Annotated in this window: 19 protein-coding genes; 5 read left to right on the top strand and 14 right to left on the bottom strand. The window is 66.1% G+C overall.

The annotated features are described in order from the left end of the window. Positions 1 to 90: 90 nt before the first annotated feature. The 4 genes from AB0E62_RS00515 to AB0E62_RS00500 form a co-directional block, all read right to left on the bottom strand. On the bottom strand, positions 91 to 276 hold the full coding sequence (locus AB0E62_RS00515; protein WP_362185831.1) for a hypothetical protein: 186 nt from the start codon (positions 274 to 276) through the stop codon (positions 91 to 93). Between the two features lie 9 nt (positions 277 to 285). Next, positions 286 to 858, bottom strand: a complete 573-nt coding sequence (locus AB0E62_RS00510) for a hypothetical protein (protein WP_362185829.1) — start codon at positions 856 to 858, stop codon at positions 286 to 288. Continuing rightward, a complete protein-coding gene (locus tag AB0E62_RS00505) occupies positions 791 to 1111 on the bottom strand; it encodes a helix-turn-helix domain-containing protein (RefSeq protein ID WP_362185826.1) in 321 nt (106 codons plus the stop codon). Before AB0E62_RS00505 ends, AB0E62_RS00510 begins: the two co-directional genes overlap by 68 nt. Before the next feature lie 559 nt (positions 1112 to 1670). Next, on the bottom strand, positions 1671 to 2420 hold the full coding sequence (locus AB0E62_RS00500) for an XRE family transcriptional regulator (protein ID WP_362185823.1): 750 nt from the start codon (positions 2418 to 2420) through the stop codon (positions 1671 to 1673). A gap of 162 nt (positions 2421 to 2582) precedes the next feature. On the opposite strand from AB0E62_RS00500, the gene AB0E62_RS00495 reads away from it, so the two are divergent. Further along, on the top strand, positions 2583 to 2738 hold the full coding sequence (locus tag AB0E62_RS00495) for a hypothetical protein (RefSeq protein WP_362185820.1): 156 nt from the start codon (positions 2583 to 2585) through the stop codon (positions 2736 to 2738). 710 nt (positions 2739 to 3448) lie between these two features. Here AB0E62_RS00495 and AB0E62_RS00490 read toward each other — a convergent pair. The 10 genes from AB0E62_RS00490 to AB0E62_RS00445 form a co-directional block, all read right to left on the bottom strand. Continuing rightward, positions 3449 to 3628 (bottom strand): hypothetical protein, encoded by a 180-nt coding sequence (locus tag AB0E62_RS00490; RefSeq protein WP_362185817.1) that lies wholly within the window; start codon positions 3626 to 3628, stop codon positions 3449 to 3451. Further along, positions 3625 to 3957 carry a hypothetical protein gene (locus AB0E62_RS00485; RefSeq protein ID WP_362185814.1) on the bottom strand — a complete coding sequence of 111 codons (333 nt, stop codon included), beginning with the start codon at positions 3955 to 3957 and terminating at the stop codon, positions 3625 to 3627. Before AB0E62_RS00485 ends, AB0E62_RS00490 begins: the two co-directional genes overlap by 4 nt. Positions 3958 to 4155: 198 nt before the next feature. Beyond that, positions 4156 to 4524, bottom strand: coding sequence for a hypothetical protein (locus AB0E62_RS00480; protein WP_362185811.1), 369 nt, complete (start codon positions 4522 to 4524; stop codon positions 4156 to 4158). Positions 4525 to 4538: 14 nt separating this feature from the next. Then, complete coding sequence (locus AB0E62_RS00475; protein ID WP_362185808.1) at positions 4539 to 4793, bottom strand: hypothetical protein; 255 nt, start codon at positions 4791 to 4793, stop codon at positions 4539 to 4541. Positions 4794 to 4795: 2 nt separating this feature from the next. After that, positions 4796 to 5041 (bottom strand): hypothetical protein, encoded by a 246-nt coding sequence (locus tag AB0E62_RS00470; protein ID WP_362185805.1) that lies wholly within the window; start codon positions 5039 to 5041, stop codon positions 4796 to 4798. A gap of 3 nt (positions 5042 to 5044) precedes the next feature. Then, positions 5045 to 5296, bottom strand: coding sequence for a hypothetical protein (locus AB0E62_RS00465; protein WP_362185802.1), 252 nt, complete (start codon positions 5294 to 5296; stop codon positions 5045 to 5047). Beyond that, positions 5293 to 5472 carry a hypothetical protein gene (locus tag AB0E62_RS00460; RefSeq protein ID WP_362185800.1) on the bottom strand — a complete coding sequence of 60 codons (180 nt, stop codon included), beginning with the start codon at positions 5470 to 5472 and terminating at the stop codon, positions 5293 to 5295. The genes AB0E62_RS00465 and AB0E62_RS00460 overlap by 4 nt, the downstream gene beginning before the upstream one ends. 198 nt (positions 5473 to 5670) lie before the next feature. Continuing rightward, positions 5671 to 5832 carry a hypothetical protein gene (locus tag AB0E62_RS00455; RefSeq protein WP_362185798.1) on the bottom strand — a complete coding sequence of 54 codons (162 nt, stop codon included), beginning with the start codon at positions 5830 to 5832 and terminating at the stop codon, positions 5671 to 5673. Next, complete coding sequence (locus tag AB0E62_RS00450) at positions 5829 to 5987, bottom strand: hypothetical protein (RefSeq protein ID WP_362185795.1); 159 nt, start codon at positions 5985 to 5987, stop codon at positions 5829 to 5831. The genes AB0E62_RS00455 and AB0E62_RS00450 overlap by 4 nt, the downstream gene beginning before the upstream one ends. A 161-nt stretch (positions 5988 to 6148) precedes the next feature. Further along, positions 6149 to 6535 carry a hypothetical protein gene (locus AB0E62_RS00445; protein WP_362185792.1) on the bottom strand — a complete coding sequence of 129 codons (387 nt, stop codon included), beginning with the start codon at positions 6533 to 6535 and terminating at the stop codon, positions 6149 to 6151. A gap of 2493 nt (positions 6536 to 9028) precedes the next feature. Between AB0E62_RS00445 and AB0E62_RS00440 the strand changes: the two genes are divergently transcribed. The 4 genes from AB0E62_RS00440 to AB0E62_RS00425 are packed head-to-tail and all read left to right on the top strand — an operon-like array spanning position 9029 to position 12334. Next, the gene (locus AB0E62_RS00440; protein ID WP_362185789.1) at positions 9029 to 9175 is read left to right on the top strand and encodes a hypothetical protein; all 147 of its coding nucleotides are present in this window, start codon (positions 9029 to 9031) and stop codon (positions 9173 to 9175) included. After that, positions 9175 to 11118 (top strand): hypothetical protein, encoded by a 1944-nt coding sequence (locus AB0E62_RS00435; protein ID WP_362185786.1) that lies wholly within the window; start codon positions 9175 to 9177, stop codon positions 11116 to 11118. Before AB0E62_RS00440 ends, AB0E62_RS00435 begins: the two co-directional genes overlap by 1 nt. A gap of 8 nt (positions 11119 to 11126) precedes the next feature. Next, positions 11127 to 11606: a hypothetical protein gene (locus AB0E62_RS00430; RefSeq protein WP_362185783.1), complete on the top strand. Its 480-nt coding sequence runs from the start codon at positions 11127 to 11129 to the stop codon at positions 11604 to 11606. Then, positions 11591 to 12334 carry an N-acetylmuramoyl-L-alanine amidase gene (locus AB0E62_RS00425; RefSeq protein ID WP_362185780.1) on the top strand — a complete coding sequence of 248 codons (744 nt, stop codon included), beginning with the start codon at positions 11591 to 11593 and terminating at the stop codon, positions 12332 to 12334. Before AB0E62_RS00430 ends, AB0E62_RS00425 begins: the two co-directional genes overlap by 16 nt. The last annotated feature ends 28 nt before the right edge of the window (positions 12335 to 12362 follow it).

Here is a 12362-nt window from a genome sequence, read left to right as displayed (position 1 = left end):
GAGATTCTGGGTCACGTCAGTCCCTTCACGACTGGCATTCAGGTCCCAGCCGCGCCTGGCCGCGCGGCTGGGACCACCTCGTTGTCGGCATTATGGCGTCCGGGTGACGTCCTCGGGCCCGAACAGGATTTCCAGGATCTCTCGGTACACCGCAGGGTTCGGCCTGGCCGGAACGAGCGTGATGTCGATCTTCGCCTCGGGCTTGTCCCTGAGCAGCTTGCGCAGCTCGGCGCCGGCCTCGTCGGCCCGCGCCCGTATGGCGTCCCCGTCCTGCATAGCTGCTCCTTACCGGCCTGCTGGGTGCGCGTGACAGACCACGTCGTCACGGAGCCCGCACAGGCACACAGGCTTGATCGTTTTCGGCGGGATGTCCGCCAGGGCCTGGGCGATGACCGGCGCGGCCTTCTGGCCGCGGTAGAAGTCCCAGGCTTGCCTCGGGGTATTGAAGACCGGGGCCAGAAGGAAGCGACCCCTGCCGGTGCCGCTCCTGGCGTCCCAGGCGAGGTTCTGCCCGGCCTCCCGGGCCGGCGTGCACGGCTTCGCCACCGCGGCGTTGAACTGCTCCTCAGTGTCCACCAGCTGCGGAGCATAGAAGGGCCCCAGGACGACCGTGTGAGTCGGTTCCTGGGGCCCGAAGGAGATCTGGCCGACTACGGCGAGACGCCGCACCGCGGCGTCTCTCTCGGCGATCTGCTTGCGTATCTCGGATCTGGTCTCTGCCCTGATCTCGGCCTTGGCCGTGGAGACGGCCAGGTCGTACATCTTCTTCAGGACCAGGTCGGCGACTTCCTCAGCCGATCGGTTGGCGTTCTCTGGGTCTGACAGGATCTTCGCCAGCTGGATTACTTCCCTGCTCACGCTCTCTCTTCTCTCGCTCGCGGCGCTCCAGAATCTCCTTGCCCTGACGCGCCCAGCGGCTGACCGTCTGCTGGGACACGTCGCCTAGCTCGTCGGCGATCTCGTACGTGTCGAGACCCTGCTCGGTCGCGAGGAAGATGCGAATCTTGTCGTTCTCCTCGGCCCGGACGGCGCTTTCGTGAGTGAGTGCGATGTCCGCCAGAACGGCGGCTCTGACGTGGTCTGGCAAGTTGATCTTCCTCTTGGGAGGCATGGCGAAGGGTCCCCTTTATCAGCTTGGCAGCAGTAGGCAGTGTCAGTTTGCGCGGTGGATCATGGTCTAGACCCTCGCAAGACAAGCCTTGCCCAAAACCTAGCCGAATGGAGGACCCTTCGGCGCGGTGGGTGATCACTCCAAAGCACCACTCAGCGTGGTGTGTTGGGGGGCGGAGTGTCATCCGGCCAGGTAGGGCAAGCCGGGTGCACTCACGCCACGGGGCTACGGCTCCCGCCGTGACCTGCGCGGATGCGTGGGGGGTTGCGACGGTCACCCGACGTCGCTCCCGGGAGGAGATAGGGCCTCGGCCGGCACGGAGACGCTGCGCTTGTGGATGGATACGGCCAGAGACATCGTCGTCTCTCCCCTCGTCGTACGAGACAACCCGGCCTCCCCGTCGTGCGGGCCGGGCTGAGTGGACGGCGAGGGATTCGAACCCTCTGGGGAGCTACCCCACGCGGCCTACTGAGCCGCGCTCCGGCAAGAACCCACCGGTCTACCGTCCATAGCGAAGCCCCCCGATCGGCGGAACCAGGGGGCTTCGGTCTGTGGTGGGCTACCGGGCTGGCTGGCCTCTGTCCCACAGTTCTTCGGCGTGCTCCGCAAAGCGGTCGAACATGCCGTTGGCGTCTCTCTTACGCAGATGCATCATCGGCGAGTCGTGCCCAACCAGGCGGGCCAGGTGTGGGCAGACCAGCGCATCTTCATCGAAGCGGAAGACCGAGAGGCCCACATGGTTCGTCGCGTCCTCGGCGCAGCTGTACCGCACCTCCAGACCCTCGTGACTGACCTTGGCCAGGTTCTCCTGAGCGATCCTGATGCGCATGGACACGCTGAGCGCCACGTCTTCGACCTGCTCTCGCGCCCGGGTGACTGCCCCTTCGGGGTCACCCAGAAGGAAGCGCACCCGCACGCCCTGTTCCAGCTTCTCCTGTAGCGTCCGATGGAAGTGCGGTTGTTCGAGGAACACGAAGTAGTTCGTGTAGCCGGCGAAGAAGATCTCCTTCTGCGCTCGCTCGATCAGCTCTGCCCAGACTGCCTTGGGGCAGGCTGAGCGATACGGGTAGACCGAGACGACTTCTCGGTCCGCGCCGGTCTTGACGACGGATTTGGCAACGGCTGGCCAAAGCATCTCCTCCGATACCCCCAGGAACTCGGCGACCTGCGCGCGAGTACCCGGGTGCGGTGCGGTACCCGCGTCGCGGAGCCATCGTTTCACTGAGTCCACCGAGACGCTCAGCCGGGCCGCCAACTGTCCAGGGCGTACCTTTTTGTCGTCCATAGCCGATTGCAGCGCTGTGTTCAAGGCCTCTCCTCCTTGCACTTCGAGCACTTGCAACATATCGCCGAAGACGCCTCTGTGTCCCCTCGGTGCGTGCACGAGCACTCTGCGTACCGCCCGATGATCGATGCACGACCCCGAGCCGAGGAGAGGCGGCGAAGGATGACGAGTCGAGAACCCGGAACCATGACGATCCAGGTGTACAAGATCCGCAACGGAGAGATCATCGAAGACTCTGGCCCGCGCGTAGTCGAGCCGATCAAGCACTTCGAGATGACGACGGCGTACCCGCCGTGCGAGTGCCCGCAGCACCGCCCGGTGTCGGCGGAGGTCCGACGATGAAGGGCGGAACGTCCTTCGAGCTGGTGCTGGACGGTCCGCCCCTGTACTCAGCAGAGTGCAGGGGGTGTGGAGTGAAGATGCCGCTACCTTCCGGCGAGCCGGGCCGCCCCGAGCTGTGGGCTACAGCTCACGCGACGGAGACGGCGGCCCACGGGCGACCCCATCTCGTGTTCCACATGCTCCAGATGACCGGCGCTCTGGCTATCGCTCAGCCCGACGGGCCGGTGGGGCCCCAATGACCATCGTGGACGACGACGGCGCTTCGCTGTCCGTCGAGTGCGCTCTCGGAAAGGAACCGGAGTACAAAGACCTGCACGCCGAGTGTCGGCAGACCAAGGATGTCGAGCTGCCTCACTCCCACGGCATCATCCTGCGGCCACGGTGCCGCTGTAAGTGCCATAGAGGCGCTCGCTAGACGCCCGCCCCGGCCAGGGTCCCCGCCTGGCAGCAGGCCACGGCCGGGGCGGGTCTACCCTCCGAGGGGTACTCCTTGCCTCGGGGGGTGGGCAGGTCTCCGGATCGCCACTGGAGGCCCAGAAGCCCCCTGGGGCAGGCTGCCTGCCTGTATCTGCACCCCAGGGGGCTTCGTCATGCCCTGCCCCGCCACCCGGAGGGCTTCGCCTACACCTCCGGGCAGCGGGAGTCTCAGCGCTCCAGGTCCGCCAGGGCCTGGTCCAGGAGCTCCTTGGCCTTGGTCAGGCTCAGCTCGATCATGCGGACTCCTCAGATCGCTTGAAGCCGCCGCGCTCGACTGCGCGGCGCACCGCTCGGGCTTCGTGCTCCCAGTACGCCTTGTCCTCGTCGCTGAGGGCGTCCCAGCTCTGACCGTGCTGCCCACGCGTTCCGAAGCGCCGGTGCAGCCAGGGGGCCAGCGTGTCGTTCTCGATCACGCCGTTGCCCTCGCTTCCGCGATGATGGCGCTCACGATGTGCTCCAGGTCGTCCGCGGCATTGACGCCACTGAACAGCCAGGCCGCCTGGCTGGCGGTCAAACCCAAGAGCGCCTGCGCCCGCGGACCGATGTCGCTGATCCAGATACGCTCGCCGTCCGCGTCGTACAGCGTCTCGGTGCCCACGTCATCCGTTCGGGCCTCGACGCCCGGAAGGGCCAAGCGCAACGTCCAGCCGGCGAAGTCGCGGTGCCAACGCACCGGGTCATACTCCGTCGGGGTGTCCTTGATGTGCTGCAACACCTTGTGCAGCAGCTCAATGTTCGCCATGAGAACCACCTCTCCGTAGGTCATGGCTCGCCCGTGCAGGCGCAGGACGACTCGGCAGAGTGGAGAGGCGGTGCCGAGTCGCCTTGTGCTGGCACGGACAGGGCAGAGCCCCCTGCCGGGGGGTGGCAGAGGGCTCTGCGGGAGCGACCCAAGGGGGAGTGGGTCGCTCTGCCGGCGCCGGGAAGGTGGCGCTGGGGTCTAGGACTGTCTGGTGCTCAACTCCGCCCGATATTCCGTGACCTTGAGACCCAGCCCCCACGCCTCGTGGTACTCCTCCCCGTACTTCTCCCCGCGGGTGGCCTCGTTGATCATCTGATTTGCCTTGTCAACGGCCTCCAGAATGCGGGTCCCGCACCACTCGCCGAAGAACCCGTTCGGTTGGTCGTCGTAGAGGTACCAACCGGTGTCGCGCGTCTCGTCCTTCGAGTTGCGCGTGCGCTTCTCCAGGACGTACGACGGGCCGTTACTGTCGCTTCGTAGCCAGGCGCCGGAGTCACCGGGGAGCCAACGATCACCGCTCTCGCCGGCGATACCGCGCACGCCCGCAGATGTGCTATAGCGAGCCATTGCACCCCTCCCCGTCAGTGCCCGTCCGGACGCTTGCGCACGTCGAACCACTCCAGCTGGCTCACCTTCACGCCGAGCACCAGCTCCCCATCGTCAGCCTGGATGGTGACCATGGACTTGGCGGAGTCGGTGGGATGTGTGGCCAGCAGATCAGCCACCCGCCCGAAGTATCGGTGACCGGTTGGGTCCTTGACCTTGACCCAGATCATCTCGTCATCCCGCTTGCCCAGGATGACGGCCTGGAGTGCCCGAGGGGTGATGATGGCCATCTTCACGCCCTCCCCTGGATCTCGTACACGGCCAACAGGTGGCCGATGTTGTGCTCACCGCACGTCACCCAGACGACGGCCAGGGGCTGTCCCTCACGGTCCTCACCGCGCCACCCGGAGGTGGGAAGCCCCACCCTCTGGGCGTAGGCCAGGGTGCGGAGATACGTCTCCTGCGTGACCTTCTTGCGGAGATTCCGGCCCACTTCGTGGATGACCTGAGCCGGCTCGGTCTTGACGGAGTCGACCATGGTTCAGCCCTCCTTGCGCTTCACGACGCCGCGACGCTCGGCGGACTCCAGGGAGACCGCGAACGCCTTGTGCGCTTCCAGCCGGCTGGTGTACTCGATGAACTGCGGCGCGAAGCTCCATACGTACGAGTAGGACACGGCGAACCGGCCCCCCTCGGGGGCGTACAGAAGCGCGACGCGGTCTCCGTCCGCGGTCTCGTACCGGCTGCGCATGGTCCACTCCGTGCCGGTGCTGGGCGTCTCGACCATGGTCACTCGCCCCCGTCCGTGATCTCGTAGGCGTGCAGCTCGGCGCCCGTGACGGGCCATTCGGTCGTCCACCACACCTGGAGCGGTCGACCGTCACGGTCGACGCCCGCCCACTCGTGATCAGACCAGCCGGCCGTCAACCGGCAGTCTCGGACGTATCCCGTCAGAGGCACCTCCTCCATGGGGCGCCTCGTGTACCACGTCCGCGCGATGACGTGCGGACCACTCTTGCTACCGTTCTCCATGGCGCTGCCTGCCTCTCCAGTAAGGCTGTGCCACCAGCAACGCCCCGGGTGGCACCCCGGGGCGTTGTGCTCTCATCCGTAAGAGCACGGACACGGCTCACACGTGGTGAGCCGGCCCGGCGCTCCGGCGGGTGATCAGTCGTTCAGCTCGTCCTCTTCCCAATCGAAGGGGCGACGGCCGTACTTGGCCAGGTACTCAGCGTTCAGCCGGTCCGTCTCGCGCTGCGCTGCTTCGCGGGTGCGCCATGCGGAGACGTATGTGCTGTCATGGCCCTGGGTGATGATCCAGATCTTCATGCCTCAGCCTCTCCGTACGCGTCGTCGCGCTGGCACTCGTATGCCGAGCAGTACTGAACGCCCTCGTTGTACGGCGCGATGGCCACGCAACCGGCATCGCCGCACTCGTCACACAACTCAGGCTTGCCGGTGTCGCTGGACACCGTGGTGTCCATGCAGTCACGGCATGCGCAGTGCGTGTATCCGCTCATCATGATCAGCCTCTCCGATGATCACGTGTGCCTGACGCAGGGTGGCACCCCTGCGTCAAGTGCTCCCATCCGCAGGAACAAGGGGACGGCCCTGCGAGAGGGCCGTCCGATGCTGCTGCGGGTGGTCAGTTGGACGTGGCGCGGCGGAAGACTTCCGCGCGCATTTCCGGTGTCCATTCGGGCGAGACCAGACGGACAGTCCATTCGGACTCTTCGTTGGTGTAGTTGTCCGTCGCCGTGCCGGACAGCCACCAGTGCGACTCGATCCCCTTGGGGATCGGGTAGCCGGACGGCTGGAGCGCGGGGAATCCCGCCATGTTGGGGGTCTGCACGATGCTCTCGTTGCCGAGCATCGCCACCGCCCAGTCAACGGGCGAGTCGTACTCCAACTTGGCGTCCGCGTCGTACTCCATTTCGGACGTCTCGGTGTTGTGCGGGTCGGTGGCCCACGTCTCGGACTCGTCGGATTCGACGTAGTACCAGGTACGCGTGACCTCAATGCGGAACGTCATGATCACTGCCTCTCCAAGAGTGATCGGTTACAGGGGTGGCACATGGACGCCGCGTCACCGCGTATCGGTGTCCTGCGATCGAGCCCCACGGGTGGCACCCCGTTGCGCTCGATCGCCCCCTGCGCTCTGTTCCTGTAAGAGCAAGCCAACGGCCCCCCGATGGCACTCAGGGGGCCGCTCGATGCTCCGGCAGGATCAGAGACTCAGCGGCTTCAGTTCTGTCACCTGAAGCGATGGACGGTTCTTGTACTCCGTGCCGCACGGCTCACAGACGCTCTCGCGTACTGGCTTGCCGTACCAGCCGAGCCATGTGATCTGGTGCGTGGCCTCTGCCTTGCAACTGGTCGTGCTGCATGTCTTCTTTGCGCTCATGATCACCTCTCCAAGGATCACGTGGACTCATCAGGCCAGCAGGGAAGCGCTGGCACGGCTGGTACTCGCCTTGCCCCTTGAAGCCGACGCCTCGCGGCGACCAAAGGCGGGGTGGTCTCCCGCGCCCCAAAGTCCAGGTTTCATACCGTGCTTAATCCCACGCAGCTACACCACGCGTGAGATGTCTCCCCTGCTGGCTTGACGAGTGACGGGCGGCTCCATACGCCTTGACCGCGCAGTCCCTGAGGGACTGTCGGGGACGTACGGACGGACGCCCGTCCTCGCCAGCTTGTGTACAGCCGTGTGAGCGCCTATGACGCTCCGGCCACAACCATCCCTGTACATCGTCCGTTTCGGCTCTCACGCCCAACGCGAGGGTCTGCCTAGTCCGTTCGTGGCGACACCGGGATATGTGTCGCCGCAGTCCTATCCACCGACCGGTCATCGCGGGCCGTCTTGCCCGCTCGGGAATCGGTGTCTCAGTGCCGTGCACTCACCCACGCTTAGGGTTCGTTCCCCTCGCAGGTGGACTGCTGTTCAGGTTGTTCGCACCGGGTCTGACGGACGAAGGACCGTGACTGCTTGAGCCGGTCCCGCCGACGTGTAAGTCGGACGGGTGGCGGTGCTCTCGAACGGTGTCGAACACCAGGTGAATTCCAGGCGCACAAGGCGCTGGACTTCCTCCCGGTTCCTCCGCTTTCGCGGTGTCGCCGTTCGATGGGTAGAGCTTGCGCTCTGACTCATCTATGAGTCAAGCCCTGTCGGGAAGGTTTTCTGAAGATCTTTTCCATATGGGCTTTGACCTGCATGAATGAGGGTTGCCTAACAAGGTCAAGCGACTTGGTTCGATTCTGTATTGCCTCAATCATGAGTAGCGGAACGTGATGTGCGCACCTGTGGAGGGATGTGAAGACGCTGGCCGGACTCGTCCGGCGCACTGGGGGCGCGCTCGGCGCGCACGGGGGTGTGAATCGAACGGTGCAGGTCAGAAGGTGCCGATGGCACATGCCGGAACAGCACCCGCCAGAAACGGGCCGGTCACCCGGTGATCACGATGAGTCATGAACGGCCGGTCATCGGCCAGATGTGAACACAAGCGGAGTCGGCAAGAGGTGGGGCGGCTCCGCCGGAGCCGACTTCTCGCGCGTGTGCGCGACAGTGCGAGTCCGGCTGAGGAGTTGATGCCGGACTCGCCTACAGGCGCCCTCTGGGGCGCCCTGGTGACCGCTCCGGCGGTCCCTGGGAGCCGACGGCAGCCGGCTCTGGTGTGGCCAGGCTGAGTGGTCGTCCACGACCACGAAGACGGCAGGGCATGAACACGCGCGCGCGTGCGCGCACAGGTGTCCGGCCCTGTCCTCTTGGGCCGGACACACAGGTGTGGCCCACCTGATGGTGGGCCACACAGTGGTGGTGCACGGTGTGCACCACACATGGTGAGCAGCACCACCGTGCTGCCCAGGTGTGTGAGCCCGAAGGGGCTCACACCGTGTGGGCCACCGGCCCACCATGGACATCATGGTGCGACACCGGACACCGACATGGGTCGGTGGACGAGTGTCCACCTCCCCTGATCGGGGGCCAAGGGGGCTCTGTGGAGCCCCAGCCATGCTCCTACCTGTGCTTTCACCCCGGTCTGACCCCGGGGTGTTAAAGCACCCTTGGCCCCCGATCCCTGGTCTCCGTCCAGGTCTCGGTGGCAAACTCCCCAGTGCCTGAGCCGGCTTATCGGCCGGCTCCACTGGAGCCCGGAAGGGCTCCTTCTGCGGCGCTTGTCGGCCGCTTGGGAGCGGCCTGCGCCGCATATGCGAAAGGGCCCCGAGAGGGGCCCTGAGCTGCTCTGACGCCCTGATGGGGCGTCACGCTGCGCGCGGTGCGCGCTATATGCGAGACCGGGAGTGCTTTTCCTTCCGGTCGAGCTTCGCTGGGTCGAGCTTAGCTGGTCTAGGAGGGTGTTTTGCAAGCTCGCTCGGCGTGTCGTCTTTGTGTTTTCCTACAAAGATCCAAAGAAGTTATCCACAAGCCCTGTGGATAACTCTGCCGTGCTCGCAGAAATATGGCTCCAGACGTACCTTTCGCCCCCGGTCGGGCCCCCAGGGGGCCCCGAGACTCGGGGAGCAGGGCATGGAGCTGAGCCAGGTCGAACGGGACATGCTCCGCTACGCCCTGGACCTTGCCCAGGAGAAGGTCCTCGCCCGCGGCGACGAGTTCACCGAGGAGGACCAGGCGGCGTTGGACCGCCTGCGTCAGCTGACGGTCAAGGGGGCCTGATGGCTCGCCTGACGGTCAACAAGGACGGCAAACTCAACGGCGGCTCCCCGCGGGACCGCCGCGTCTCCAAGGCATCCAGCAAGGACCGCAAGAACATCATCCTGGCCACGGTCAGGATGGGGCATACGATCGAAGAGGGCTGCCGTCAGGCCGGCTGCGTGCGGAGCACGTACGACTACTACCGGAAGACCGACCCGGACTTCCGGGGCCTGATCGACCGGGCATTGCAGAGCAACCTGGAGAAGTCCAAGGGCGCCAAGCAGGACGTGCCGGACTTCCCGGAGTTCTGCGAGCGGTACCTGAACACCCGCCTCTTCAGGCATCACTTGCAGTGGTTCGATCTGCTGGAGGGCCGGGAGCCGCGGGACCTGCACCCGGCCCAGCGGTACGTCAAGGGTGATGACGACCAGATCGTTGTCAACACCCCGCCGGAGCATGCGAAGTCCACCACGCTCACCGTGAACTACGTGGTGTGGCGGATCTGCCAGGACCCGAACATCCGCATCCTGCTCGTGTCCAAGACGCAGAGCATGGCCGCGAAGTTCTTGTTCAGCATCAAGCAGCGCCTGGCCGAGTCCGAGACGTACATCGACCTCCAGCAGGCGTTCGGCCCGCCCGGCGGCTTCGCCGAGGGCGCCAGCTCCTGGAGCAACACGCAGATCCGTGTGGCCGGAGCGGACTCCGGCGAGAAGGAATACACGGTTGAAGCCGTGGGCATTGGCGGCCAGATCTACGGCACGCGCACGGACCTGGTCATCATGGACGACTGCGTGGACAACACGAACCACCAGGCTTTCGAGGCCCAGATCGACTGGATCCAGAACATTGTCGGCTCCCGTGTCGCCGACGTCGGCGGGCGCATGCTGCTCATCGGTACGCGCATGGCGACCACGGACCTGTACTCCGAGATCCTGAAGCCCCAGTACTACAGCGAGGGCCAGTCGCCCTGGACGTACCTGACCCAGCCGGCGGTGCTCACCTTCGCGGACGACCCGCGGGACTGGGAGACGCTTTGGCCGGCCACCAACAGGCCGCCGGTCACCATCCAGGCCCGCAAGCAGGCCGAGACCGAGGGCTGGCCTCGGGATGGCCTCTGGCCCATGTGGCATGGCGAGGCTCTGGCTCGCAAGCGTCGCAAGATGACACCGCGCAACTGGAGCATGGTCTACATGCAAGACCAGGTCGCGGACGATGCGATCTTCAAGCAGGCCGACGTCCAGGGCTGCATAGACCGAGCCCGCTACCCGGGCCGGATGTTCGACGGCCAGTCAGGCCACCGCCGGTACGGCATGGACGGCCTGCTCGTTGTCGCCGGGCTCGACCCGGCCGCGGCCGGCTGCACGGCCATGGTGGTCATCGGCCTGGACCGCCGGACCGGCGTCCGATGGGTGCTCGATGTCGTCAACGAGCGCGGCATGCCGCCGCACCGCATGCGCGCCGAGATCAAGCGCCTGACCGAGCGCTACGGGATCTCCGAGTGGCGGATCGAGAAGAACGCCTACCAGGCGTCGATCACGCAGGACCAGGAGATCAAGGACTACTTGACCGCCCGCGGCTGCCTGATCAGCCCGCACCACACGAACTCGAACAAGTGGGACCCCGATTTCGGCGTGGCCAGCATGGCCACGTTGTTCGACGGCTGGCAGGAGCGCCGGAACCTCATCCGACTGCCGTCGCAGTCGCAGAGCGAGGGTGTACGGGCCCTGATCGAGCAGCTCTGCGCCTGGTTCCCCGAGACCAAGGGCCTGACCGACACCGTCATGGCCATGTGGTTCGCCGAGATCCGCTGCCGCGAGCTGATGGTGAGCGACTTCAGCGGCTGGCACCGCAGCGAGTCCGAGTTCACCTCGGAGCGTGACCAGGCCGGACAGATGGTCGTGGACGTTGATTTCGCCTTGCAGCAGCAGGGCGCCGGCGCCTGGAACGGCGCCATTACCTGGTGAGGAGAACCGTGGAGCAGAAGCCCACTGTGGGCCGCATCGTTCACTACGTCAGCTATGGCACGCCCGGGGGCGAGTACACCTCGCAGTGCCGGGCCGCCGTCATCACGGAAGCCCCGCGCGGGGACAGTGACCTCGTCGGCTTGGCCGTCCTGAACCCCGAAGGGGCGTTCTTCAACCGCTACGTCCCGCAGTCCGAGGGCGAGCACAGGGGCGGCACCTGGCCCGGGGCCGGAGCGCGACTGATGACCGACGAACAGCCCGAGCACGTCTGGTACCGCGGACGCCAGCTGTCTGACGACAGCTACGGCCTGCTCTGCGTCACGGGGTCTTACCACTGGGGCGCGGTCTCCGCCGAGGTCGCCATGAACTTCACTGAGTGGACCGAAGCCCTGTACTTGGACGCCCTGGACGTCATCGACCCGATCAACGCCGCGGCGATCCGCGCGGCGGCCGAGCGAGGAGAAGAGATCGCGTGGCAACTCCCCTGACCGCGGACCAGCTCGTCAAAGCCCTGAAGGCTGAGGGCGTCAAGGTCACCGAGCCCGACGGCTGGCGTACGCACAACCGCGCCGGCCACGGCGGCTGGGGGCCGGTCAACGGCAGCATCGTGCACCACACGGGGCCGTACGTCTCCGAGGCCCAGATCCTGGGCTACTGCTGGTCCGGAAGCGCCGCGCTGCCGGGGCCGCTGGCCACGGGCGTCATCGGCAAGAAGGGCGACGTGTACTTGGTCGGCAACGGCCGGGCCAACCATGCCGGTGGCGGCGACGCTCGCGTGCTCGCCGCGGTGACCGCCGAGGACTACGGCGACTACCCGCCCGCCACGCACGAGCACGAGGGCAGCTCAGGCGCCGTGGACGGCAACTCGCACTTCTACGGCTGGGAGTGTGTCAACCGGGGCGACGGCAAGGAGGCCTGGCCGTCGGCCCAGTACGTGGCCATGGTCAAGGTGCAGGCCGCCATCATCCGGGCGCACCGCGCGAAGGGCGACCAGTGGGGCCTGGGTGGCAAGTCGATCATCGGACACAAGGAGTGGTCGGACTGGAAGTCCGACCCCGCCGGCATCGACATGGCCAAGTTCCGCAAGGACGTCGCAACTTGCCTGGCGCAGCCGGCGGGCAAGTGGGGCGGCGCACCGACCAAGGTCAAACTCACCCTGGAGCAGCGCGTGGCCCGCCTTGAGGCGGCCGTGGCGAAGCTCAGCGGGCAGAAGTAGCCGGACTCCACGTACCTTTCGCCCCCAC

The sequence above is a fragment of the Streptomyces sp. NPDC038707 genome, assembly GCF_040636485.1.
GTDB lineage: Bacteria > Actinomycetota > Actinomycetes > Streptomycetales > Streptomycetaceae > Streptomyces.
This window is presented reverse-complemented; position numbering and strand designations above follow the sequence as displayed.